At 63.8% G+C, this 22,696-nt stretch carries 22 protein-coding genes; 5 read left to right on the forward strand and 17 right to left on the reverse strand.

The genetic code is table 11. The features are described 5' to 3' along the window. Positions 1 to 48 precede the first annotated feature (48 nt). The 5 genes from WLQ66_RS10805 to WLQ66_RS10825 form a co-directional block, all read right to left on the reverse strand. Positions 49 to 1,506, reverse strand: a complete 1,458-nt coding sequence (locus WLQ66_RS10805) for an aldehyde dehydrogenase family protein (RefSeq protein WP_340546382.1) — start codon at positions 1,504 to 1,506, stop codon at positions 49 to 51. Next, a complete protein-coding gene (locus tag WLQ66_RS10810) occupies positions 1,499 to 1,972 on the reverse strand; it encodes a GNAT family N-acetyltransferase (RefSeq protein ID WP_340546383.1) in 474 nt (157 codons plus the stop codon). The genes WLQ66_RS10805 and WLQ66_RS10810 overlap by 8 nt, the downstream gene beginning before the upstream one ends. Further along, positions 1,969 to 3,576 carry an ABC transporter ATP-binding protein gene (locus tag WLQ66_RS10815; protein ID WP_340546384.1) on the reverse strand — a complete coding sequence of 536 codons (1,608 nt, stop codon included), beginning with the start codon at positions 3,574 to 3,576 and terminating at the stop codon, positions 1,969 to 1,971. Before WLQ66_RS10815 ends, WLQ66_RS10810 begins: the two co-directional genes overlap by 4 nt. Next, complete coding sequence (locus tag WLQ66_RS10820) at positions 3,573 to 4,388, reverse strand: ABC transporter permease (protein WP_340546385.1); 816 nt, start codon at positions 4,386 to 4,388, stop codon at positions 3,573 to 3,575. Before WLQ66_RS10820 ends, WLQ66_RS10815 begins: the two co-directional genes overlap by 4 nt. Positions 4,389 to 4,509: 121 nt before the next feature. Next, positions 4,510 to 5,457, reverse strand: a complete 948-nt coding sequence (locus tag WLQ66_RS10825; protein WP_340546386.1) for an ABC transporter permease — start codon at positions 5,455 to 5,457, stop codon at positions 4,510 to 4,512. A gap of 195 nt (positions 5,458 to 5,652) precedes the next feature. On the opposite strand from WLQ66_RS10825, the gene WLQ66_RS10830 reads away from it, so the two are divergent. Continuing rightward, complete coding sequence (locus WLQ66_RS10830; RefSeq protein ID WP_340546387.1) at positions 5,653 to 6,837, forward strand: acetoin utilization protein AcuC; 1,185 nt, start codon at positions 5,653 to 5,655, stop codon at positions 6,835 to 6,837. A 71-nt stretch (positions 6,838 to 6,908) separates the two neighbouring features. Here the strand turns inward: WLQ66_RS10830 and WLQ66_RS10835 are convergent, their stop codons facing one another. Then, complete coding sequence (locus WLQ66_RS10835; RefSeq protein ID WP_340546388.1) at positions 6,909 to 8,387, reverse strand: ABC transporter substrate-binding protein; 1,479 nt, start codon at positions 8,385 to 8,387, stop codon at positions 6,909 to 6,911. A 161-nt stretch (positions 8,388 to 8,548) separates the two neighbouring features. On the opposite strand from WLQ66_RS10835, the gene panB reads away from it, so the two are divergent. The 3 genes from panB (at position 8,549) to glpK (ending at position 11,829) form a co-directional block, all read left to right on the forward strand. Next, positions 8,549 to 9,412: a 3-methyl-2-oxobutanoate hydroxymethyltransferase gene (gene panB / locus WLQ66_RS10840; protein WP_340546389.1), complete on the forward strand. Its 864-nt coding sequence runs from the start codon at positions 8,549 to 8,551 to the stop codon at positions 9,410 to 9,412. A 7-nt stretch (positions 9,413 to 9,419) separates the two neighbouring features. Next, the gene (gene panC, locus WLQ66_RS10845; protein ID WP_340546390.1) at positions 9,420 to 10,277 is read left to right on the forward strand and encodes a pantoate--beta-alanine ligase; all 858 of its coding nucleotides are present in this window, start codon (positions 9,420 to 9,422) and stop codon (positions 10,275 to 10,277) included. Between the two features lie 67 nt (positions 10,278 to 10,344). Next, complete coding sequence (gene glpK / locus WLQ66_RS10850) at positions 10,345 to 11,829, forward strand: glycerol kinase GlpK (RefSeq protein ID WP_340546391.1); 1,485 nt, start codon at positions 10,345 to 10,347, stop codon at positions 11,827 to 11,829. 98 nt (positions 11,830 to 11,927) lie between these two features. Here the strand turns inward: glpK and WLQ66_RS10855 are convergent, their stop codons facing one another. From WLQ66_RS10855 to WLQ66_RS10905, 11 genes are all read right to left on the reverse strand, one after another. Then, positions 11,928 to 13,184, reverse strand: coding sequence for a flavin-dependent oxidoreductase (locus WLQ66_RS10855; protein WP_340546392.1), 1,257 nt, complete (start codon positions 13,182 to 13,184; stop codon positions 11,928 to 11,930). A gap of 109 nt (positions 13,185 to 13,293) precedes the next feature. After that, positions 13,294 to 13,842: an isopentenyl-diphosphate Delta-isomerase gene (gene idi / locus WLQ66_RS10860; RefSeq protein WP_340546393.1), complete on the reverse strand. Its 549-nt coding sequence runs from the start codon at positions 13,840 to 13,842 to the stop codon at positions 13,294 to 13,296. Positions 13,843 to 14,073: 231 nt separating this feature from the next. Beyond that, entirely contained in the window at positions 14,074 to 14,538 is a 465-nt protein-coding gene (locus WLQ66_RS10865; RefSeq protein ID WP_340546394.1) for a c-type cytochrome, read from the reverse strand. A 167-nt stretch (positions 14,539 to 14,705) separates the two neighbouring features. Beyond that, positions 14,706 to 15,743, reverse strand: coding sequence for a P1 family peptidase (locus tag WLQ66_RS10870; RefSeq protein WP_340546395.1), 1,038 nt, complete (start codon positions 15,741 to 15,743; stop codon positions 14,706 to 14,708). 129 nt (positions 15,744 to 15,872) lie between these two features. Next, positions 15,873 to 16,634 (reverse strand): SDR family oxidoreductase, encoded by a 762-nt coding sequence (locus WLQ66_RS10875; RefSeq protein ID WP_340546396.1) that lies wholly within the window; start codon positions 16,632 to 16,634, stop codon positions 15,873 to 15,875. A 67-nt stretch (positions 16,635 to 16,701) separates the two neighbouring features. After that, the gene (gene arfB / locus WLQ66_RS10880) at positions 16,702 to 17,121 is read right to left on the reverse strand and encodes an alternative ribosome rescue aminoacyl-tRNA hydrolase ArfB (protein ID WP_340546397.1); all 420 of its coding nucleotides are present in this window, start codon (positions 17,119 to 17,121) and stop codon (positions 16,702 to 16,704) included. A 326-nt stretch (positions 17,122 to 17,447) separates the two neighbouring features. Further along, positions 17,448 to 18,080, reverse strand: coding sequence for a queuosine precursor transporter (locus WLQ66_RS10885; RefSeq protein ID WP_340546398.1), 633 nt, complete (start codon positions 18,078 to 18,080; stop codon positions 17,448 to 17,450). A 133-nt stretch (positions 18,081 to 18,213) separates the two neighbouring features. Continuing rightward, the gene (locus WLQ66_RS10890) at positions 18,214 to 19,143 is read right to left on the reverse strand and encodes an esterase-like activity of phytase family protein (protein ID WP_340546399.1); all 930 of its coding nucleotides are present in this window, start codon (positions 19,141 to 19,143) and stop codon (positions 18,214 to 18,216) included. Continuing rightward, complete coding sequence (gene mepA / locus WLQ66_RS10895) at positions 19,116 to 20,039, reverse strand: penicillin-insensitive murein endopeptidase (protein ID WP_340546400.1); 924 nt, start codon at positions 20,037 to 20,039, stop codon at positions 19,116 to 19,118. Before mepA ends, WLQ66_RS10890 begins: the two co-directional genes overlap by 28 nt. Further along, a complete protein-coding gene (locus WLQ66_RS10900) occupies positions 20,036 to 21,457 on the reverse strand; it encodes an MFS transporter (RefSeq protein ID WP_340546841.1) in 1,422 nt (473 codons plus the stop codon). The genes mepA and WLQ66_RS10900 overlap by 4 nt, the downstream gene beginning before the upstream one ends. 111 nt (positions 21,458 to 21,568) lie before the next feature. Beyond that, positions 21,569 to 22,147: an acyl-CoA thioesterase gene (locus WLQ66_RS10905; RefSeq protein ID WP_340546401.1), complete on the reverse strand. Its 579-nt coding sequence runs from the start codon at positions 22,145 to 22,147 to the stop codon at positions 21,569 to 21,571. Between the two features lie 134 nt (positions 22,148 to 22,281). Here WLQ66_RS10905 and WLQ66_RS10910 point away from each other — a divergent pair, with 134 nt between their 5' ends. Continuing rightward, entirely contained in the window at positions 22,282 to 22,569 is a 288-nt protein-coding gene (locus WLQ66_RS10910) for a YggT family protein (RefSeq protein WP_014873231.1), read from the forward strand. Positions 22,570 to 22,696: the final 127 nt, after the last annotated feature.

Below are 22,696 nucleotides of genomic sequence, written 5' to 3' on the forward strand. Positions count from 1 at the left end.
ACGCGAAACAATGGGTGAGTCCTGCTGACCTTGATCGCGGGCGTCGGCCTAGCCGTGATAGGCCGCAACCGTTTTCAGCTGCGAAAACCCGTAGAGCGCCTCAAAGCCTTTTTCGCGGCCATGGCCCGATTTGCCCACCCCGCCAAAGGGCAGCTCAACCCCGCCACCGGCGCCATAGTTGTTGAGGAAGACCTGACCCGCGCGCAGGCGCTTGGCCAGCCGCATCTGGCGGGCGCCGTCGCGGGTCCAGATGCCCGCGACCAGCCCGTAGTCGGTGCTGTTGGCAATCCGGACCGCCTCTGCCTCATCCTCAAATGGGATCAGCACCTGCACCGGACCGAATACCTCGTCCTGCGCCAGCGGATGATCCGCCGCAACATCTGCAAACAGGGTTGGGCGCACATAGGCGCCTTTTTCGCTGGCCGCCTCACTCAGCACACCCTGCGCCGCAATCGTGAGGTCGGCGCCCTGCGCCAGATAACCCTCGACGATCTCTTTCTGCCGGGCGGAAATCAGCGGTCCCAGACGCAGGTCGGACAGGGCCGGCCCCACGGTCAGCCGGCTGTAGGCCTCGGCCATGGCGGCGCGCACCTGATCATAGACGCCCCGTTGCACCAGAATGCGCGAAGCGGCGGAACAGGTCTGGCCTGCGTTCTGGATCCCTGCGTTTACCAGAAACGGCAGGGCGGCCTCCAGATCGGCATCGTCAAACACCAGCTGCGGAGACTTCCCGCCCAGTTCCAGCGTGACCGGCACCACATTGGCCCCTGCCGCCTGTTGCACCAGCGCGCCGGTTCTGACCGACCCGGTAAAGGAGATATGATCAACACCCGGATGCCCCGCCAGCGCCGCGCCAGCCTCGGCGCCGATGCCCGGAACCACGTTCAGCGCGCCTGCGGGCAGCCCGGCCTCCACCGCGATATGGGCAAAGGCGAGCGCGGTCAGGCAGGCTTCCTCGGCGGGTTTCAGGACGCAGGCATTGCCCATTGCCAGCGCGGCACCGACAGAACGGCCGATGATCTGCATCGGGTAGTTCCAGGGTACGATATGACCGGTGACCCCATGGGGTTCGCGCAGGGTGTAGACGGTATAACCGGCCTGATAGGGGATGGTCTCGCCATGCAGTTTGTCCGCCGCGCCGCCGTAGAATTCCAGATACCGCGCCAGCGCCACCGCATCCGCCCGCGCCTGTGTCAGCGGCTTGCCGACGTCCAGTGCCTCCAGCTGGGCGAGGGTCTCGCAGCGCTCCAGCACCATCTGGCCCATCCGGGTCAGAAGCCGCCCGCGTTCGGTGGCGGTCATCTCTCCCCAAACACCATTCAGAGCGGTGCGGGCAGCGGCAACCGCGGCGTCAATGTCGTGGGAGTCACCACGGGCAATCTGGCAGAGGATATTGCCATCAGACGGGTTCGTGAGGGGAAGCGTTTCGCCCCCAGCAGGGGCCTGCCAGCTGCCACCGATCAGGCAGAGTGCGGGATCAAACCAAAGCGGCGCTGCGTCAGTCATTCTGGGCTCCTGCGATGTGGAAACTGTAACTCTTGATCTGATTCTCGGTAAAAGGCGCGCCTTCACGCAGCTGCTCGACCCCCTTCACGGCGCTGAGACAGGTGCCCCAGAACGCCACTGCATTGGGCGAGCCTGCGGAAATGCCCATTCGCCAATACCCCGGAAATTCGGCAAAGATCAGGCTGGCCGCGGCATGGCCGTACCCCTGCCTGCGATAGGCTGGATCAATGGCAAATTCCGACAGTTCACGGCGATCATCGGGCAGGTTGAGCACGATGGCAAACCCGATGCGGTCCTGCTCTTGGCGGATCCAGAACGCCGTCACATCCTTGCGGTGCAGCATCTGGCCTGCGCGCTCACTGGGGTCGATCCGCAGGTCCGGGGCAATTTCGGAGTAGTAGCGGGTCAGCGCCGCTGCCAGCCGCGCCCGTTCGCGCGGCAGGATCAAGGTCAGTCTAAAGCTCATGCAGCCCCCGTTTTCAGATCGGGTAGCACCGGAGCGGCTGCGATCAGAGATGTCGTATATGGATGTTGCGGATTGGCAAACAGATCTTCTGTCCTGCCGTGTTCGACGATCTGACCCTTTTGCATGACCAGACAGCGGTCGGTCATGCTGCGCACCACATGCAGGTCATGGCTGATGAACAGATAGCTGAGCCCATAGGAGGTGCAGAGCTCTGCCAGAAGGTCAAGGATCTGCGCCCGCACGGAGACATCCAGCGCCGAGACCGCTTCGTCAAACAGGATCAGCTCCGGCCGGGTGATGAGCGCGCGGGCAATGGCGATGCGCTGGCGCTGCCCGCCGGAAAACTGGTGGATATAGCGGCCTGCGTCCTCGGGGTTGAGGCCAACGGCACTTAGTGCCTCAGCCACGCGATCGTCCCGGTCTTGCCCACTGGGGGCGTCTGGAACGCCGTGGAAGGGTTCGGTGATCAGCCGTGCGACGCGGTGGCGGGGGTTGAAACTGCCAAAGGGATCCTGGAACACCACCTGCATCTTGCGCCGCTGCTCGGCGCTCAACCCCCTGGGCGACAGCGGGGTGCCATCCAGCAGGATCTCGCCGCCTTGCAGCGGTTCCAGCCCCAGAATGGCGCGGGTCAGGGTGGATTTCCCGCAGCCGGATTCGCCCACCAGACCCAGCCGTTCGCCACGATGCAGGGCAAAGCTGACGTGATCCACCGCGCGCATATGGTCTGCTGGCGCAAACAGGCGTTTGCGTGGCAGGGGATAGTCGCGCACCGCGTCGCGCACCTCCAGAAGGGGGGTGTCCTGCGGGTCGGTATCCACCACCGGGGGCAGGGCGGCCTGATGGTTCGAGGCGGCAAAGAGTTTTTGCGTATAGGGATGGCGACGATTGGCAAGAAGCTGCGTCGTGCTGCCGGTCTCGACCACTTCGCCTTTTCGCATGACGACGATCTGGTCGGCCATATCAGCCACCACCGCGAGATCATGGGTGATGATGATCATCCCCATACCGTAGTCGCGCACCAGATCGCGCAGCAGGTCGAGGATCTGCGCCTGTGTTGTCACATCCAGCGCGGTTGTCGGCTCATCTGCGATCAGCAGCGCCGGCCGCATGGCGATGGCCATGGCGATGACCACGCGCTGGCGCTGGCCACCGGACAGCTCGTGCGGATAGCGGCTGAGCGGGAAGCGTTCGGCGGGCAGGCCCACCCGGTCCAGCAGGCTGCGCGCCTCTGCTTCGGCTTCGGCTTTGGTCACGCTGCTGTGTAGCAGGAGGGTTTCCATCACCTGATCGCCAATGCTCTGCACCGGGTTGAGCGCGGTCATCGGCTCCTGAAACACCATGCCGATCTTGCGCCCGCGCAGATCGCACATCTGTTCCTCGCTCAGCGCCAGCAGGTCCTGGCCCTCAAGGCTCAGATGCCCGGAAAGGCGGGTGCAATTGGGCAAAAGGCGCAGAATGGTCAGCGCGGTCAGGGATTTGCCGGACCCGCTTTCGCCGGTGATGGCTAGGATCTCGCCCGGATCTACCGACAGGGAGACATCACGCAGGATCGGGAAGGTCCCGATGGAGAGCGAGAGGTTGGTGATCTCAAGCAGGGTCACGCGCGACCTCCCTGCAATTTCGGGTCCAGCCAGTCGCGCAGCCCGTCCCCCATCAGGTTGAGGCCCAGAACGGTGAGGATGATCGCGCAGCCCGGCACCAGCGCCATATGGGGCGCGAGGCTGACCATGGTCTGCGCATCGGCCAGCATCCGGCCCCAGCTGGGCACCGGCGGTTGTGCGCCAAGGCCGACGTAGCTGAGCCCCGCCTCGGCCAGAATGCCAAGCGAGAACTGGATGGTGCCCTGCACGATCAGCAGGTTGGCGACATTGGGCAGGATATGTTCGGCTGAAATTCTGGTCGCGCCCTTGCCTGCGACGCGGGCGGCCAAAATGAACTCCCGCTGCCAGAGCGACAGTGCCGCGCCACGGGTGACGCGGGCAAAGACCGGGATGTTGAAAATGCCGATGGCGATGATCGCATTGATCGCACCGGCGCCAAGGATGGCGGTGATCAGGATGGCGATCACCAGCGACGGGAAGGCAAAGACCAGATCATTGGCCCGCATGATGCCTTCGTCCAGCCAGGACCCGCGTTTGGCTGCCGCGGCGAGGCCAAGCGGCACGCCAAGCCCCATGCCGATGCCCACCGCCACCAGTGCCACTGCAATCGAGGTGCGCGCACCAACCATGATCATCGACAGGATATCGCGGCCAAAGTGATCGGTGCCGAGCCAGTGTATGGCGTTTGGGGCTTGCAGCTTGGCGGGGATGTTCATCGCGGTGTGGTCGTAAGGCGTCCAGATGAACGACAGCAGTGCTGCCAGCAGAACCAGTGCGGAGAGGACACCACCAAGGATGAGACTACGGGTCATCGGGGGCCTCGCGTGTCGCGGAGTGGCTTGCGTCTGACCCTGAGTAGGTGCAAAGCGCCCTTCCGGGGGGAGGGTCGGGCGCTGCCCGGCTGTGCCGGGCATGTGCGGGACATGTGGTTTGTCATCCGCGCCCCCGCAGTCTTGGGTCGACCAGCGCATAGGTCAGATCGACAAGAAAATTCACCAGGATCACCGCAAAGACCAGAAGCATCACGACGCTTTCCACCACGATCAGATCGCGGGCAGAGATCGCCTGAAACACCAGCCGCCCCAGACCCGGCAGGTAGAACACCTGTTCAATGATGATCGCGCCGGCAAGGAGGAAGGAAAACTGCAACCCGATGATGGTCAGCACCGGGATCAGCGCATTGCGCAGCCCGTGACGCCACAGAGCCTGCCGCTGGCTCAACCCCTTGGCGCGGGCGGTGCGGATGAAATCCTCGCCCAGAATATCCAACAGAGCCGAGCGCATGACGCGGGCCAGAATAGCCGCCTGCGGCAGGGCCAGCGCAATGGCGGGCAGGGTGAGGGAATGCAGCGCGGCCAGCGGGCCGGCCTCCCAGCCGACAAACCCGCCGGCGCTGAACCAGCGCAGATTGATGGCAAACACCAGCACCAGCATCATCGCAAACCAGAAGTTCGGGACAGCGACCCCCAGCTGGGTTGCGCCCATCACGGCAATATCCCCTGATTTGCCCCGGCGCGCGGCGGCATAGATGCCTGCGGGCAAGGCAATCAGTGTCGAGAGTGTCAGCGCATAGATCGCAAGCGGCAGCGAGACCCAGAGCCGATCCGCAACCATCTGGGCCACCGGTGTGCGATAGGTATAGGAGGTGCCGAAATCGCCCTGCAACATGCCGGTGAACCAGCTGATGTAGCGGGCGAATTTCCCCTCGTCCAAGCCCAGTTCGCTGCGCAGGGCAGCGATCGTGTCGGGCTGTGCGTTGATTCCCAGCATGAAGGAGGCCGGATCGCCCGGTGCAATCTCGATGACGAAGAAGATCACCCAAGAGGCGATGACAAGGCTGACGATCAGCGACAGCAGGCGTTTGGCGATATAGCGTCCCATTGGCGGCAGGTTAGGGGGGCGCTGGGCGGGGGTCCAGAGCGGGCGGGCATCGACCTTGATAAATCGTCAAAGGCATTGTTTTCCAGTTGTCTGGCAGGATCGCATTAGGCGAAGGCGTGCGGCTATCGCGCAGCTGTCGCGTCGGTTGCAGATACGGGGTTTGGCGGCGCGCGGTTCCGGGCTATCTCTGGTCGCATGACACCGAGAACCGCCACCATTTCACTGTCTGATCCTGCTCGGACAAGATCCGTTCCAAAGGCGCTGGAGGCGCCGGTTTTTATCGGCTCGGAGATTTACCGTGGTTCCAGCTACGGGCGTGCGCATCCTTTGCGGGTGCCGAGGGTCTCAACGGTGATGGATCTGACACGGGCGCTGGGCTGGCTGCCTGCGACGCAGTATCAGGTCTCTCCCCGGGCAAAGCCGGCCGCCCTTCGGCGCTGGCACAGCGCTGAGTATATCGCGGCGCTTCAGGCTGCCGAGCAGGCGCAGGCTGTCAGCGATGAGGTCAAGGCACGCCATCACATCGGCACCATTTCCAACCCGGTGTTCCCCGAGATTTTTCGCAGGCCGGCCACGGCTGCCGGCGGATCTATTCTGGCCGGTGAGCAGCTCGCACATGGTGGGGTGATCTACAATCCGGCCGGTGGCACCCATCACGGGATGCCGGATCGGGCGAATGGGTTCTGTTATCTGAACGACCCGGTGCTGGCGATGCTGTCACTTCGCCATCACGGTGCAGAGCGGATCGCCTATGTCGATATTGATGCCCATCATGCCGATGGGGTCGAGCATGGGTTTGCGGGGGATCCCGATGTGTTGATGATCTCCACCCATGAGGAGAACCTCTGGCCGAAGACTGGTCTGCTGGACGATGACGCAGGCGGAAACGCGCTGAATCTGCCGGTGCCGCGCGGGTTCAATGACAGCGAGATGGGCTATGTGCTGGAAGAGCTGATCCTGCCGGCGGTGGCGGATTTCGCGCCTGATGCGGTGGTCCTGCAATGCGGGGCGGATGCGGTCACCGAGGATCCTTTGGCGCATCTGGATCTGTCCAACAACGCGCATTGGTCGGTGGTGGCGGCGCTGCGCCCGCTTGCGCCGCGCTATCTGGTGCTGGGTGGCGGTGGCTATAATCCATGGTCCATCGGGCGGCTGTGGACCGGGGTCTGGGCGGTGCTGAACGGGCATCAGATCCCCGAGCGTCTGCCACCGGCGGCCGAGGGGGTGCTGCGTGGGCTAGAGTTCAAGGGGCATCGTCTGGGGCGCAACCCGCCGGAGCATTGGTTCACCACGTTGCGCGATGAACCGCGTCCCGGCCCCGTGCGCGATCAGATCCGCGAGGCTGTGACGCTGCTGCGCAGGCGGCGGGGGCTGCGCTGAGGTCTGAGCAAACGGCAGCAGCGCCCCGGTCTGGGGCGCTGTTATTCAGTCTCTAACACTGGGGGAATGGTCTATCTTGCCCAGCTGACCGCCGTCAGGTCGGTGGCCTGTGTGGGCGCATTGGCCCAGAGACCTTGCAGATCCGCCTTGGCCACGCTCAGCGATGCCAGCTGGAACAGGAAGCCATTCACATAGTCGTTTGCGATGATCTCCTGCGCCTGTTGCAGCATCTTTGTCCGGGTGTCGGGATCGGTCGTGCCCGAGAGATCCGTCATCAGCTGCTGGAAGGCGGCATTGTCATACTGGAAGTAGTAATCGGGGCGGGCATAGATGCCGATATCCATCGGCTCCGTGTGGCTGACGATGGAGAGGCCAAAGCTTTTGCCCCGGAACACGGTTTCCAGCCACTGCGCCCATTCCACATTGATGATCTCTGCGGTGATGCCGACCTCGGCCAGCTGGGCGGCGATGATTTCCCCGCCCCGGCGCGCATATGAGGGCGGCGGCAGGTGCAGCGTGGTGGTGAAGCCATCGGCCAGACCCGCCTCGGTCAGGAGGGCGCGGGATTTCTCCGGGTCATGGGCGCTGGTGCCGGTCAGATCGACATAGGCCGGGTTGTGGGGCGCAAAATGGGTGCCGATCGGGGTGCCGTAGCCAAACATCGCGCCATCAATGATGGCCTGACGGTCGATCGCATGGGCGACTGCCGCGCGGACCTTGGGGTCGTCGAAGGGCGCCTGTTTGTTGTTGATCGACAGGATTGTCTCGCCCTCGGTGGAGCCGACAAGCACCTGAAACCGCGGGTCGGCCTCAAACTGGGGCAGGTTTTCCGGCGCGGGGAAACCGGAGAAGGCATCGACATCTTCGGCCATCATCGCCGCAAAGGCCGCCGTGGGGTCGGAGATGAATTTGAAGGTTGCTCCGTCCAGCATGGCGGGCGTGCCCCAGTAATCCGGGTTGCGCACAAGATCTATCCGGTCGCCCTGAACCCAGCCATCAAAGGCAAAGGCCCCGGTCCCGACGGGCATGGTCTTGATGCTCTCGATGCTTTCGGGGGCCACGATGACGGCATCGCCCCATGCAAGGTTGAACAGCATCATACCGTTGGGCTGCGTCAGGGTCAGCCTGACGGTGAGCGGATCGACCACATCAACACTGGCGATATCTGCAAACAGCGCCTTCTGGGCATTTGTGCTATCCTCGGCGCGGGCGCGATCAAGGCTGAATTTCACATCCTCGGCGTCCATCGTGGAGCCATCGTGAAAGCGGACGTCCTTGTGCAGAGAGAAGGTGTAGGTCAGCCCATCCTCGGAGATTTCCCAGCTCTCGGCGAGACCGGGCACAACCGAGCCATCGCCCATGAAGCGGGTGAGCCCTTCAAAGACGTTGGAATAGAGCACCTGATCAATGGCCCCGGCGGCAGCGCTGGTGGGGTCCAGATGCGGCGGTTCCAGCTGCAGGGCCACGGTGACGGTCTCTCGCGCCGCAGCCGCCCCCGCCAGAATGGACAGTGCGGAACTGGCAGCAAACAGGAATGGCAATCGTGTCATTGGTGGTCTCTCCCTCTGGGTGGTGGCCGCATTTTGTGACCTTTCGGAAAACTGTTCCGCGTTTTCCGTCAGGTAATCAAGGTTAGCGGGACATTTCGCCCCCTAGAAGCGCGCAGCGTAAATTGCTAGCGGTGCGCAATGCGAACGGAGAGGACAGCATCATGAGTGCAACGGCCCGCAAAATGGCACCCAATGCCGAGGATATCCGCGCCCGCAAAGGCGGCACCCCGCTGGTGAGCCTCACGGCTTATACCACGCCGATGGCGCAGCTGATGGACGCGCATTGCGATTTTGTGCTGGTCGGCGACAGCGTTGGCATGGTGCTGCATGGCTTGCCCTCGACGCTTGGCGTCACGATGGAGATGATGATCCTGCACGGGCAGGCGGTGGCGCGCGGATTGAAACAGGCGATGATGGTCATCGACATGCCCTTTGCCAGCTATGAGGAAGGTCCGCAGCAGGCGTTTCGCAATGCCGCAAGGCTGATGGCTGAAACCGGCGCCGGGGCGGTCAAGCTGGAGGGCGGTGTCGAGATGGCCGAGACCATCCGCTTTCTCGTCAAACGCGGCATCCCGGTGATGGCGCATATCGGTCTCACGCCGCAGTCGATCAACACGCTGGGGGGCTACAAGGTGCAGGGCCGCGACGCGCAGGCCGATGCCGTGCTGGCGGATGCTCATGCGGTGGCGGATGCAGGCGCGTTTTCCGTGGTGCTGGAAAAGGTGCCGCAGGGGCTGGCCGATCGGATCACCGCTGAGGTGGCGATTCCGACCATCGGTATCGGGGCCAGTGCCGACTGTGACGGTCAGATTCTGGTTGTCGATGACATGCTGGGATTCTTTACCACCTTTAAGCCGAAATTCGTGAAACGTTATGCCGATCTCGGCCCCTTGGCAGAGGCGGCGATTTCCGAGTATGCAGCCGAGGTGCGCGCGCGGAGCTTCCCGGCGGCTGAACATGTATTTGCAGACCAGGCCCCGGCACCGACGACGGCGGCACCGGCCAAGGCCCCGCAAAAGGACTGATCCCATCATGACTGCTCCGATCCTGCGCCGCCTGAGCGAATTGCGTGCGCTGCATTCCGACTGGCGCCGCGAGGGCGCGCGTATCGGCCTGGTGCCCACCATGGGTGCGCTGCACGAGGGGCATCTGTCGCTGGTTGCTGCGGCCAAGGCGGCCTGCGACCGGGTGATCGTCACGATTTTTGTGAACCCCAAACAGTTCAACAATGCCGAGGATCTGGCCAAATATCCGCGCACTGAACTGACCGACGCGGAGAAACTGGCGCCCTACGGGGTCGATGCCATCTATGTGCCCGACCCGGATCAGATCTACCCCGAAGGCTATGCGACCACGGTGTCGGTGGCGGGGCTGACCGATGTGCTGGAGGGCGAGTTTCGTCCGGGTCATTTTGACGGGGTGGCGACGGTCGTGGCGAAGCTGTTCCTGCAAAGCGGCGCCGATCAGGCATTTTTCGGCGAGAAGGATTATCAGCAGCTGATGGTGGTCACCCGTATGGCGCGGGATCTGGATATTCCGATCACCGTGCAGGGCTGTGCCACGGTGCGCGAAGCCTCCGGGCTGGCGATGTCCTCGCGCAATATGCGCCTGTCAGCCGAGGCGCTGGGCAAGGCGGGGCAGCTTTATCCGGTGCTTAGCGACCTGGCCGGGCAGCTGCGCGGTAGGGCCGAGTTTGGTGCGCTTGTCGAGAGCGCGCGTGCGCGACTGGCCGCGGCCGGTTTTGGCGAGATCGAATATCTGGACCTGCGCTGTGCCGAAACGCTGGCCCCACTTGTCCGCCCCGACCGCCCGGCCCGGCTGCTGGCGGCTGCCTGGCTGGATGGCATCCGGTTGATCGACAATATCGCGGTTGATCAACTAAATGATTAGTAGGGGCTGGTAGCGGTCGCAGTTTTACGTCTAATCTCTGCTCCAAACGACCCAGGGGAGGGGCAAGATGACGTATATTCTGGCGATTGATCAGGGCACGACCTCGACCAGAGCGATCCTGTTCGATGATAAGATGCAGGCGGTGGGATCCGCGCAGCAGGAATTCCCGCAGCATTTTCCGCAGGCCGGCTGGGTCGAGCATGACCCGGAGGATCTGTGGAGCACGACGCTGGATGTCTGTCGGCAGGTGATGCAGGCGCAGGACGTCAAGGCGGCGGATATTGCCGGCATCGGTATCACCAACCAGCGCGAAACCACGGTGGTCTGGGATCGCCACAGCGGCAAGGCGGTCCACAATGCCATTGTCTGGCAGGACCGCCGCACCAGCGCCATCTGCGAAGAGCTGCGCGCCGCGGGCCACGAGGACAGCGTGCGCCAGAAAACCGGGCTGCTGCTGGATCCCTATTTCTCGGGCACCAAGCTGAAGTGGATTCTGGACACTGTGCCAGATGCCCGCGCCCGGGCCGAGGCGGGAGATCTGCTGTTTGGCACTGTCGACAGCTTTCTGATCTGGCGGCTGACCGGTGGCGCCTCCCATGTGACCGATGCGACCAATGCGGCGCGGACGCTGATGTATGATATCCGCAAGGGGCGCTGGAGCAGCGAGATCTGCGGCTTTCTCGGGGTGCCGCGCGGGATGTTGCCGGAGGTCAAGGATTGTGCCGCAGATTTCGGCACCACCAAGGCAGAGTTCCTGGGCGGCGAGATCGCCATTCTGGGGGTTGCCGGCGATCAGCAGGCGGCCACCATCGGGCAGGCCTGTTTCCAGCCGGGGATGATGAAATCGACCTATGGCACGGGCTGTTTTGCGCTGCTGAACACCGGTGATACGCCGGTTGTGTCGCAGAACCGGATGCTGACCACCATCGCCTATCAGCTGGACGGCGCGCCGACCTATGCGCTGGAAGGGTCCATTTTCATCGCCGGTGCGGCGGTGCAATGGCTGCGCGACGGTCTGGGCATTATCGGCTCGGCCCAGGAGAGCGGTGCGCTGGCGCGCAATGCCGATCCCGGTCAGGACGTCATTCTGGTGCCGGCCTTTACCGGGCTTGGTGCACCTTATTGGAAACCCGATTGCCGGGGCGGGATGTTCGGTCTGACCCGCAGCTCGGGGCCTGCGGAATTTGCCCGCGCGGCGTTGCAGAGCGTGGCCTATCAGACCCGTGACCTCTGGGAGGCGATGCGGGCGGATTGGCAAGGCGAGAGTCTGGTCACCCTGCGCGTGGATGGCGGCATGAGTGCCAGCAACTGGACCATGCAGAGCCTGGCGGATCTGTTGGGGGCGGCTGTGGATCGGCCGGTGATGCAGGAAACCACCGCGCTTGGGGCCGCCTGGCTGGCGGGGATGCGGGCCGGTGTCTATCCCGATCAGGCCGGGTTTGCCGAGACCTGGGCGCTGGATCAGCAATTCACCCCGGCGATGGATGAAGACCGGCGCAGCGCCGCCTATGGGCGCTGGAAACGCGCGGTTGAGGCAGTGATCGGCGTCTGACATTGCCGCAGGCGGGCGCTCCCGCCTGTTCCTTCACAGTCGTGGACTGTGTCTGCGCAGTTGGGGTGGCGCCGCGCGATGCGCGGCGCCCGGTCGCCTCAGTTGATGCGGGTGCCTGCGGGTATGGTGCGGGGGCGGGCGTTCAGCTCTTCGATCGAAAACCCGGCGATGGATTTGTATTTCGCGGCATGGGCGGCGAGCTGATCCTGCGGGATCACGTCGTTGATGTCGGTGAACTCCCCGCCGCAGAGATCCTCGACCTGTTGCAACACGCCGTCGGGGCCTCCCCCTGCGCGGTTGGCCATGCCAACGGCGGTGGTGACGGGACGCAGGGCGTTTTCGTAGCGGGTGAGGGCCTCAGGTGTTGCGCCATGGGTCAGCATCTGGGCGCCAATCACGCGGGCGTCGACAATGGCCTGGCTGGCGCCGTTAGACCCGACCGGATAGGTCGGATGTGCGGCGTCGCCCATCAGGCTGACCGGGCCATCCTGCCAGCATGGTAGCGGGTCGCGGTCCACCATTGGATATTCATAGACGGTTTCGGCTCCGGTGATCAGCGCGGGCACGTCGATCCAGTCAAAGCGCCAATCGGCAAAATCCGGCAGAATGTCATCTATGTCGGCAGCGCGGTTCCAGCTTTCCTTGTTCCGGGGCACACCGGGATCGAATTGTTTCTCTGCGATCCAGTTGATTACCGCCTTGCCGTCGGCGTCGGGCGCGCTGATCGGATAGGCCACCAGCCGCAGGTGGTCATGGCCGATCATTGCCATGGCCGCGCCGCCGTGGAAGGCCGGGGCCTGTGTGGTGGCGCGCCACAGGATGCGACCGTTCCAGATCGGTGCGCCCTCACCCGGATACATCTGCGCGCGGATGGCGGAATGGATGCCGTCGGCGCCGATCAGGAGATTGCCCTGCGCGCCGCGCCCGCCGTCCAGAAGCAGGGTGACGCCGTGATCTGTGAGCTCATATCCCGCCGCCCGCGCGCCGGTGGTGAGGACGCTGTCGCCCGCGCGGGCGAGGAGCGCGTGATAGAGCATCATCTGCAAGGCGCCGCGATGGACGGAAAACTGCGGCCAGCTGTAGCCCGCCGCCTGGCCGCGCGGCTCCTCCCAGATGGTGTTGCCCAGTTTGGAATAAAATCCCAGCTGCCGTGTGCGGACGCCGATGGCGGAGAGCTCGGCCTCCAACCCCAGATCGAAGAGCTCGCGCACCGCATTGGGTTGCAGATTGATGCCGACGCCCATCGGTTTCAGCGTTTCGGTGGCCTCGTAGATGTGGAAGGGCACACCCAGCTCGTGCAGGGTGAGGCCAAGTGTGAGCCCCGCGATCCCGGCCCCCGCAATCATCACTGTCATCTGGCCTGTCCTTTTGTGCGCTGTCGAAATGCCGATATTAGAATCACGGCACCCGCATCGGGGCAAGGGGGGCAGATGCCTTTGCTAGAGCCTGATAGCCGCGGATGCGTCAGCTGTCCTCGCTGCTGCCGAGGCTGAGGTCGGGGCCGAAGATCACGTCGGAATAGCTGTTGAGGTAGATCTTGAGCCAGGGTGTGAAGCGATCCGGGTGGCGCTTCACCTCGGCCAGAAGGTCGTGGTAATCGACCCAGCGGGTCTCCATCACCTCATCCGGGTTGGGGGTGAGCTGCGGCGCGCGGTGGGCATGGGCGAGAAAGACATCAACCACCTCATGTTCGATCAGCCCGTTGCCGACATCGGCGCGGTATTCGAGGTGATGGCGAAACTCGGGGTAGAGACCGGTGATGCCCAGCTCCTCCTGCATCCGGCGGACCGCGCAGGCGGAGGAGGATTCATCCCATTGCGGATGGGTGCAGCAGGTGTTCGCCCACAGACCGGGGGTATGGTATTTGCCCAGAGCGCGGCGCTGCATCAGGATTTCGCCGCCCTTGACCACAAAGACCGAAACGGCCTTGTGCTTCAGCCCCTGTTCATGGGCGGCCAGCTTATCAACCGGCGTCAGGGTGCCATTCACCCAGGCGGGGATCAGGTGGGTCATTGCAGGAGCTCGCAAGGATTGTGCAAGGGGCTGGGCTGTGCGGCCATCGGGCAGATATGGTTGTCATCGGGTGGAGGTCAATCCCGCAACCAAGGCTGGCCAGAGTTGCGGGTGCGTGGTTGCGGGTGCCGACGCGGAACGGTCAATATCCCAGCAGAAAACGAAAGGCAATTGTGCGAAAAGCCGCGGCCAGGGGCGCGCGGCTTTTGCTGTCGTGTCAGGGGACCGGGATCAGTTGGTCGCGGTCTCATCTGTGGTGGCGTCTGCGTCGCCTTCGGCGGCATCAGCGGGGCCGTGCATCGCGAGGAAGGCATAGATGTCTTCGGCGCCTTTCTTCAGGCGGAAGGACATTTTGGATTTCGCTTTGGAATCATCCAGATAATCGCGCAGGAACGCCTTGGGATCGGCGGTATAGGCGGCGAAGCTCTCTTCGTCCCATACCAGCCCCTGTTCGCCTGCGGCCACCATGTCGTCGCCGTATTTGTAGCCGTCCGCGGTGCCGGCGGTGCGGCCGACAACGCCCCAGAGGTTCGGGCCGGTTTTGCCGCCCTTGATGATCACGTCACCGCTGTCCGAGACAACCATGTGGCAGGATTTGCACTTGTTGAAGCCCGTTTCGCCCTTGTCGGCGTCGCCTTCGGCAAAGGCAGGGGCTGCAATCAGGCCAAGGGCCGCTACAGCAGTCAGAAGTTTCATGTCGCTTGCTCCAAAATTGAGTTGGCTCGATCAATACGCGCCGGATCTGCAGGAAAGTCAAACGGGCGTATTGCCGCGTTGGCTCTCGGTCGGGCGCTGCGACAGTTCACCTGTGTCAGATCGCGCCGAGGTCAAGGGGAGGCCGAGGTCAAGGGGAGGCCGTGGCGTCACATATCCTGCCAAGAGGGCAGCAGATCGCCGGGTTCGGCATGCGCGAGCGCGGCAGCGCGGGCGATGGCGCGACTGAGGCAGAGGGCGGCGGCATGTCCGATGGCGCCCAGATCAGCGCCCAGATCACCGTCGCTGATGGTCTTTGCCGGATCTGCGGCGCTGACCGCAAAAACCAGATCGCCGTCGCCGGGGGAATGTGCCGGTACGATGGCGCGTCCGATGCCATCATGGGCGGCAATGGCGAGCCGCTGGCATTGTGATTTGCTCAGCGCCGCGTCGGTCGCGACAATGGCAATGGTGGTATTGCTGCCCTCGGTCGGCAGTTCGGTGCCCTGCGCCAGCGCCTGCATGGCGGCGATCTTGAGGCTCGGGGCGGGGGTGGTGAAGCCGGTGGCGAGATCGACGCCTGCACCGCCGAACTCGCCGTCAATTTCATAAGGAGCGGCCCAGAAATGGCGGTCTCCCGGTGTGGTGACCGAACCGAGCGGATTGGCCGCGACCAGCGCGCCGACGGTGGTGCCGTCCGGCAGGACAAAGGAGGCTGATCCGAGCCCACCCTTGAGGCGTGCCGCAAGAGCTCCGGTGCCCGCCCCGACGGTGCCAAGGGCAAAGCCGTGATCAGCCGCTTCATAGGCGGCGCGACCGAGGGCGACATAGGGGTTCTCCGACCAGTCCTTATCGCCGCCGTTCAGGAGGTCAAAGAGGATCGCACCCGGCACGATCGGCACGCGCGCAGGCCCCACGGCAAAGCCCCGTCCGGCGGCGCGCAGCCCTGCGACCACGCCGGAGCAGGCATCCAGCCCGAAGGCGGAGCCGCCGGAGAGCACCAGCGCATCAATCTGAGCGACGGATTTGTCCGGTGCCAGCAGATCGGTTTCGCGGGTGCCCGGCGCGCCGCCCATCACATGCACCCCGGCCGTAAAGGGCCGATCGGCGGTCAGCACGGTGGTGCCGGATTTCAGCCGCTGGTCTTGGGCATTGCCAACCTTGAGGCCGGGAACATCGGTGATCAGGTTGCGCGGGCCGGGTTTCATCGGGTGTCTCCTGTTGGGGCGGGCATCTGGGGCAGCTTATGGCAGGGGCGCGCTGGCGCGCGCGGCCTCCGGCGGGAGTATTTCTGGAAAGATGACAGGCGGGTCGGATATTTGGTCGGGCTTGGGCGGTCAGATACAGCGCCCGCCGTCGACCTCCAGCGCGACGCCGGTCACCATGCTGGCCTCATCCGAGCAGAGGTAGCAGGCGGCATTGCCCATATCCTCCGGGGTGGAAAAGCGGCCGATTGGAATGGTGGAGAGGAATTTGGCGCGGATTTCCGGCGTGTCCTCTCCCATGAAGGTTTTCAGCAGCGGGGTTTCGCCCGCGACCGGGTTGATCGCATTGACCCGCACCCCGGCGGCGGCAAGCTCAACCGCCATGGTGCGGGTTGCGGTGATCATCCAGCCCTTGGAGGCGTTGTACCAGTTGAGATTGGGACGGGGTGAGATGCCGGCGGTGGAGGCGACATTCAGGATGGCGCCGGAGTGGCGCGCCTTCATATGCGGCACCAATGCGCGGGCGGTCAGGTAGACGGATTTCATATTGACGGTAAAGACGCGGTCGAAATCCTCTTCGCTGACGTTTTCAAGCGGCGTCGGCAGGTGGCTGACACCAGCGTTGTTGACCAGAATATCGACCTGTCCGAATTGATCCAGCGCCGTGGCCGCCATCTGATCGACCGAGGCGCGGTCGGAGACATCGACGGTCTGGGCAAATGCCCGATCTGTGCCATGGCTGTTGCGGGCCTGTTCTGCGGCCTGTGCGGCGGCGTCGGCGTTGATATCGGCAATCATCACCCGCGCGCCCTCCCGCAGGAATTTGGTGACGATGCCGACGCCAAAGCCTGACGCCCCGCCGGTTACAATGGCGCATTTCCCTGCCAGCCGCATATGCTCTCTCCCCGAATTGACTCGGCGGCAGCTTGGCGGAGACCGGGGATCAGCGCAATCGCCTGTCTCAGTCCGGATCGATCTTACCGCGCGTCGCCTTGATGTCGCCGCGCTGGCGTTTGGCCTCCAGACGGCGGCGTACCGAGCCGCGGGTGGGTTTGGTGGCAATGCGGCGTTTGGGGACAATCAGGGCCTGGCGGATCAGTTCGGCCAGGCGTTCGCGCACCAGATCACGGTTGCGCTGCTGCGAGCGGGTTTCGTCGCATTGCAGGATGATCGCGCCATCCTTGGTCCAGCGGCGGCCGGCCAGCCGTTTCAGGCGCGATTTCACCGCCGGGCTGAGCGCCGGGGAGCGTGCGGCCTCGAACCGCAGTTCGACGGCGGAGGAGACCTTGTTCACGTTCTGTCCGCCGGGACCGGAGGCGCGCATAAAGCTTTCGGTCAGTTCCCAGTCCTGCAGGGCGATGGTTTCGGTAATGTGCAACATGGGCGAACCATAATCCGCCGTATCGCCAAGGTCCAAGCGAAAGCCGTGGCTGGGAGGTCACCGGAGGGCATCGCGTGACGCAAAAAGGGCCGCCCCGACGGAGGCGGTCCTTTCCGAAAGTCTGTAAGAGCAAAGGCAGGTTAGGGTCTGAAACCCAGCCGGATGGCGACTGCCAGAGAGGGCTGCCTCAGAGGGCCGCCGCTCCGGTTGTTGCTACGCCTTGCTCCAATACCTTTCTTGACACTGGATCACCTCCTTTTCTCTCTGTTTCCGCTGTCTTGGATGGTGGCACGGAACCGGAAGATCTCCAAATAAAAAGACGGCTGTCAGTTAACGCTGGCCTGCGACCGTGTAAGACGTGCCACGATCAGGCGGAAGGGGACGAGCGCCAGCAGCGCCAGTGCCACTTTCACGCCCCAGTCGGCAACAGCAAGCGAGACCCAGAGCGGGGCGACGGGGCCAGTGCCGAGGATCGGCAGCATTTCACCGGCCCAGCTGACATCATTGCCGGGTTCCAGCCAGACCAGAGCGCCGGAAAAGGCGATGCTGAAGAACAGCGCGGTGTCGACCGTGGCGCCGATCAAGGTCGAGGCCAGCGGTGCCCGCCACCAGGCGCCATTGCGCAGGGCGGCAAAGATCGAGACGTCCAGCAGCTGTGCTGTGAGGAAGGCAAGGCCGGAGGCGATGGCGATGCGCAGGGTCACGAGGGGGCCGAATTCGCCCATGATCTGGGTGCCGATCAGCGAGCAGATGACGCCAACGACAAAACCGGCCAGCACCACCTTGCGAGCGGGTCCGGTGCCATAGACGCGGTTGGTCACATCGGTCACGAGGAAGGCGATGGGATAGGTGAAGGCGCCCCAGGTCAGCCATTGGCCGAACAGGAATTGCACCAGGATGTTGGAGGCCACAACAACAGCGGCCATGGCAAGAATGCCAGGAAGGTAAGAGCGTGTCATTTTGCAGTCCGTTTTTTAGACAAGGTCGCGGAGACTTGTTTCGCCGATGCGAAAGATCAGGCCCAATAGCGGAAAAGCCCCTGTTTGGGCAAGAGATTTGTCAGGTATTGCCTGCTGTCGCACCGGTGGTGGCCTAATCGGGCAGCCGGTATTCCACCAGTTCGGTGCGTTGCAGCGATTTGAAGTTGTCGTCGGAGACCATAGTGGCGCGCAGCGCGCCGCTGCTGTCGCGCCAGATCGAGACGCCCTCCAGATTGTCGTGCAGACCGAGACCGGTTTGCAGCAATGTGACCTCGCCGCTGATGCCATCGGCGGTGATGTCCCAGCGCCGCAGGCGGCTGCGAAATCCGATGAAGCCAAAGTCGCGTTCCAGGAGGTAGAAGCGGCCGTCAGGGCCGAAATCGGCGCCCACAGGGAGGAATTTTCCCCGGCTCGGCAGATCAAAGGGACGGTCCCATCGGCTGCCATTCCACCGCCAGACGGGGATATCTCCCGCCTCGGTCAGGGCGCGTTCCGGCAGCGTGTAGAGATGGCCCTTGCCGTCGATGGCGAGGGCCTCCAGCGCCTTGTTCAGGGGCAGGCGGCGAAAGGCCTTTGGGCGGGGCAGCACCTCGGCGCGACTGTCACCCCGGCGGTGCCGGGCCACGCGCGAGACGCCTTCAAAGGAGATGAAGAGGGTGCCGTCACGCGCGATGGCGAGGCCTTCTGCGTCGACGATCCGCCCGCGCAGGATCGCGCCGTCTGATGCGCGCAGCTTATGGGCCTCGGTCGGGGTAATGGCCTCGATGGGGTGCAGTTCCGCGGTTCCGCGCTGAATGCGGGCGGTGACGATGGTGGCCCGATCGCTGACCACGGTCATCTGCGCCCCGTCCGGCGACAGCGACAGGGCGGAGAACCCCCCGAACCATTTGGCCGGGTGGGTCCAGCGATAGGCCGCGATGAACTGCGCCCCGCCCGGCTGTGCGGCCGAGGCGACGGGCCGATAGGCCAGCAGCGCCGTCAGAGAGATGGTCAGCGCCGCTGCCAGCCCGAGGCTCAGTTTGATTGCAGAACGGCGGCGCATTGCTGAGGCAGGTCCGAAAGAGTGTATTCACGCCGGGGTTTGGGCGGCGGCGCATTGGGGTCGCGCGGTTTTGGCGGCGGCGGATTCAGGATGTTCTTCACCCACTGGCGCGCGTCATCGCAGCCATCGCCGCGCGGGGGCGGATCCTGATCGACACAGCCGCGCGCGCCGGCCGGGCATTTCAGCCGGACGTGGAAGTGGTAGTGATGGCCATACCAGGGCCGGACCTTGCGCAGCCAGTCGCGGTTGCCCTTCTCGTCGTTGCACATCTGGACCTTGGCGCCGGGGAAAACAAAGATCCGCGCCACGCGGTCATCCTTGGCGGCGGCGCGCAGGATGGCGTGGTGCTGGGGTGACCAGCTGGAATTGGTGTAGGCACCATTGGCCCGGCGCAGGGAGATCGAGGAGATTTTCTCGCGTTCGGCGACGGAGAGGTCGAGGCGCTTGGCCGGCAGCATCCAGATATCGGCGTCCAGACCCACCTGATGACTGCGGTGCCCGGACAGCATCGGGCCGCCGCGCGGCTGGCTGATATCGCCGACATAGAGCCCGTTCCAGCCGCTCTGGCGGGCGGCAACGCGGCTCAGATCCTTGATAAAGTCGATGGTTTCGGGATGGCCCCAGTTGCGGTTGCGCGACAGGCGCATCGCCTGCCAGGTCGGGCCGGTCTGGGGCAGCTGTTCTGCCCCGGCCACGCAGCCCTTGGCGTAGGAGCCATGCGGTGCGGGTTTCTGCGCGGAGCCTGCGCGTTTGGCACCGAACAGCTGCTTTGCGGGTACGTCCGAGTTTGCAGAGCGGCTGACCACCGGATTGGCGGAGGGTGATCGGCTGTCCCCGGCGGGGGCGCAGGCTGTCAACAGGAGGGCGGTGAGGGTGATGTATCGACTGAACTTCAACTCTGGTCTCCTTCTGCATTGACCCAGCGCAGAACGATGAGCCCGATAATGAACAATAGAATAACCGGTGCAATGCCGAGGCGGGCACTGCCGGTGAGCGTGGTGGCTATTCCGATCAGGGCCGGTGCCAGAAAGGCTGTGGCGCGACCCGAAAGGCCATAAAGACCGAAGGCCTCGGTCGCGTTCTCGGGCGTGGTGTGGCGGACCATGAGGCTGCGGCTGGCGGCCTGAAGGATACCACCAAAGCCACCGATCAGCACACCGCAGGCAAAGAAGACGGCGTCAGGCAGGCCGGAGCCTTCGGCGAGAGAGAGGCCAAAGAACTGGTCGCGGGACATGTTGACGACCAGGAAACAGACGGTTGTCAGGATCAGAATTGCGGTGGTGATGACCGGTTTCGGGCCAAAGCGGCGATCTGCCAGCCCGCCGAGCCAGCTGAACAGCGCCGAGGAAATCACGGCGATGATGCCGAAGACGCCGATCAGGGTGATTTCCCAGCCCAGCACCAGCCGCGCGTAAATTCCGCCAAAGGCATAAAGCCCGTTCAGCGCATCCCGGTAGAGCATCGAGGAGATCAGATAGCCGGTCAGGCTGGCGCGATGGCGCAGACTGCGGACGGCGCGACCAACGGAACGGATGGCATCGCCAAACCGCCCGCGCGCGCCGGTGATGGCATCGTCGCGCACCCAGCGGAAATAGGGGATGATAAAGAGCGCAAACCAGATCGCTGTCAGCGGACCTGCGGCGCGGGTGCCTTCGCGGGTCTCCGCATCCAGCCCCAGAATGGGATCAATCCCGATCAGGGTTTTGCCATTCCCCTGTTCGACGAACAATGTGAGCATCAGGAAAAGCGCGATCACCCCACCAAGGTATCCGATGGCAAAGCCGGTGCCTGAGATGGTGCCGACGTCTTCCTTGTTGCCGAGAGAGGGCAGCTGCGCATTGACAAAGATCAGCGCAAATTCGGCGCCGATAAAGCCGAAGCCAAAGCTGATGAGCATCCACCAGAGGTTTGATCCGTCCGGGTCCATGAACCACAGGCCCCAGGCGCCGGTCACATACATCAGCGAAAACATCATGATCCAGGGCATTTTGCGCCCGGAGATATCCGCAAGCGCGCCCAGAAACGGCCCGCCAAGGCCGATCATCAGGCCGGTGATGGTGAGGCACATCGACCAAACCGTCTGCGCCTGCGCCTTTGCCGCCTCATCCGCGAGGCCCTGGGTCAGGTAATACTCGGCGGCAACGGCTGCGAAGAAGGGCGCAAAGACAAAGGTGACCAGCAGCGTGTGATAGGGCTGACTGGCCCAGTCAAAGGCCCACCAGCCCCAGATGCGCTTGCGCATGGATATCTGCGTCATGCCTCGTCGTCCCTTGCCCGATGCCTGTCGTGGTCTTTTGTCGTTACCTTTTGGTATGACAGGCCGGTATGGGGTTAGGCAAGCGTGTCCTGCGTTGACCTGTGGTAGATCGCGCTGGTCCTTCGTACAGCCATATGCTGTGCGGCCGGATGCTGCGGCGGGCCGACCCTAGCCGTTTTGGAGGGTTTCGGGCGCCGCAGGGGCAGGATCCGCCATCATCGGTGGCCAGGGGCGGCCTGCGTCCGCCTCGCACCAGGCCTTGATCCAGGCGGGCATCTCGGGGGCGAGGCTGTCGGTGCGACCGATCGTTTTGAGCACCTCCTGCGGTGCGACGATCCCCTTGGCATCTGTGATGGCGGTGCGCAGCATCACGTGGCTGGCGCAGTCGCCGTTGGATTTCCACATGGATTGTTCCAGATAGATGAAGCGATCGTCCCAGGCCACTGCCCGGCTGCGCATCTCGAACCGTTCAAAGCCGCGGATGCGGCGGCGAAACCGCACCGTGGTGCCCGCAACCGTCATGCCCCAGCGACGGCTGCGCAGGGCACCGATCAGGCCGACACGCTGGGCCAGCATGGTACGGCCCAGATCATAGAGCGTCATCGCACGGCCGTTGTTGAGCTCCATCCAGATATCCAGATCCCAGGGCCAGCAGATGTGGCGGGAAACATGGGTGTCGGTCAGATCCAGCGGCGGCATCCGGCGGGCAACCAGCAGATCCTTGATCAGGCGGACGATGGGAAACATGGGCGCGCTCTCCTGTGTGATGTGCCCGTGTTGCCATCTGTTTACAGCGCGTCAACCGCAACCTCGCGGCAGTCTTGCGATTTTGCGCGGGCGCGCTTACCTGTGGACAGGCTCCAAAAAGGGAAATCAAAGAGATGCTGTCGCTGTTTCAAATTCTGATGCTGATCCTGGACATCGTCTGGTTCTTCATCATCGCCCATGTGATCATGAGCTGGCTGATCAATTTTCAGGTTCTGAACCTCAATCAGCAATTTGTGGCGCAGGTCTGGTATGGTCTGAACCGCTTGTTAGAGCCGCTTTATGCGCCAGTGCGCCGCATTTTGCCCAATATGCAGGGCCTTGATCTGGCGCCGCTGGTGGTGCTGATCGCCGTTTATGCGCTGCGGATTATTCTGACCAACAATATCGCCATGTTCTATTGACCCAATGGGCCGAGGCGCGGCGATCGCTCTGATCGCGGCGCGGCGATTGATGCGGATGGACCGCCCAGGCATCGGCCTGCGGCGGTCTTTTCGGTGCCACTTGTCTGACGGTCGGGGGTGCGCACCC

Origin of the sequence: Phaeobacter sp. A36a-5a (assembly GCF_037911135.1) — a bacterium.
GTDB lineage: Bacteria > Pseudomonadota > Alphaproteobacteria > Rhodobacterales > Rhodobacteraceae > Phaeobacter > Phaeobacter bryozoorum.

Coding starts and splice junctions, on each gene's coding strand:
- WLQ66_RS10910 (WP_014873231.1), top strand. CDS start 22,282: ATGCTGTCGCTGTTTCAAATTCTGATGCTGATCCTGGACATCGTCTGG.
- panB (WP_340546389.1), top strand. CDS start 8,549: ATGAGTGCAACGGCCCGCAAAATGGCACCCAATGCCGAGGATATCCGC.
- idi (WP_340546393.1), bottom strand. CDS start 13,842: ATGACCCACCTGATCCCCGCCTGGGTGAATGGCACCCTGACGCCGGTT.
- WLQ66_RS10885 (WP_340546398.1), bottom strand. CDS start 18,080: ATGACACGCTCTTACCTTCCTGGCATTCTTGCCATGGCCGCTGTTGTT.
- WLQ66_RS10810 (WP_340546383.1), bottom strand. CDS start 1,972: ATGAGCTTTAGACTGACCTTGATCCTGCCGCGCGAACGGGCGCGGCTG.
- WLQ66_RS10875 (WP_340546396.1), bottom strand. CDS start 16,634: ATGCGGCTGGCAGGGAAATGCGCCATTGTAACCGGCGGGGCGTCAGGC.
- WLQ66_RS10825 (WP_340546386.1), bottom strand. CDS start 5,457: ATGGGACGCTATATCGCCAAACGCCTGCTGTCGCTGATCGTCAGCCTT.
- WLQ66_RS10890 (WP_340546399.1), bottom strand. CDS start 19,143: ATGCGCCGCCGTTCTGCAATCAAACTGAGCCTCGGGCTGGCAGCGGCG.
- arfB (WP_340546397.1), bottom strand. CDS start 17,121: ATGTTGCACATTACCGAAACCATCGCCCTGCAGGACTGGGAACTGACC.
- WLQ66_RS10805 (WP_340546382.1), bottom strand. CDS start 1,506: ATGACTGACGCAGCGCCGCTTTGGTTTGATCCCGCACTCTGCCTGATC.
- WLQ66_RS10820 (WP_340546385.1), bottom strand. CDS start 4,388: ATGACCCGTAGTCTCATCCTTGGTGGTGTCCTCTCCGCACTGGTTCTG.
- panC (WP_340546390.1), top strand. CDS start 9,420: ATGACTGCTCCGATCCTGCGCCGCCTGAGCGAATTGCGTGCGCTGCAT.
- WLQ66_RS10870 (WP_340546395.1), bottom strand. CDS start 15,743: ATGAAACCCGGCCCGCGCAACCTGATCACCGATGTTCCCGGCCTCAAG.
- WLQ66_RS10835 (WP_340546388.1), bottom strand. CDS start 8,387: ATGACACGATTGCCATTCCTGTTTGCTGCCAGTTCCGCACTGTCCATT.
- WLQ66_RS10905 (WP_340546401.1), bottom strand. CDS start 22,147: ATGTTTCCCATCGTCCGCCTGATCAAGGATCTGCTGGTTGCCCGCCGG.
- WLQ66_RS10865 (WP_340546394.1), bottom strand. CDS start 14,538: ATGAAACTTCTGACTGCTGTAGCGGCCCTTGGCCTGATTGCAGCCCCT.
- glpK (WP_340546391.1), top strand. CDS start 10,345: ATGACGTATATTCTGGCGATTGATCAGGGCACGACCTCGACCAGAGCG.
- WLQ66_RS10830 (WP_340546387.1), top strand. CDS start 5,653: ATGACACCGAGAACCGCCACCATTTCACTGTCTGATCCTGCTCGGACA.
- WLQ66_RS10855 (WP_340546392.1), bottom strand. CDS start 13,184: ATGACAGTGATGATTGCGGGGGCCGGGATCGCGGGGCTCACACTTGGC.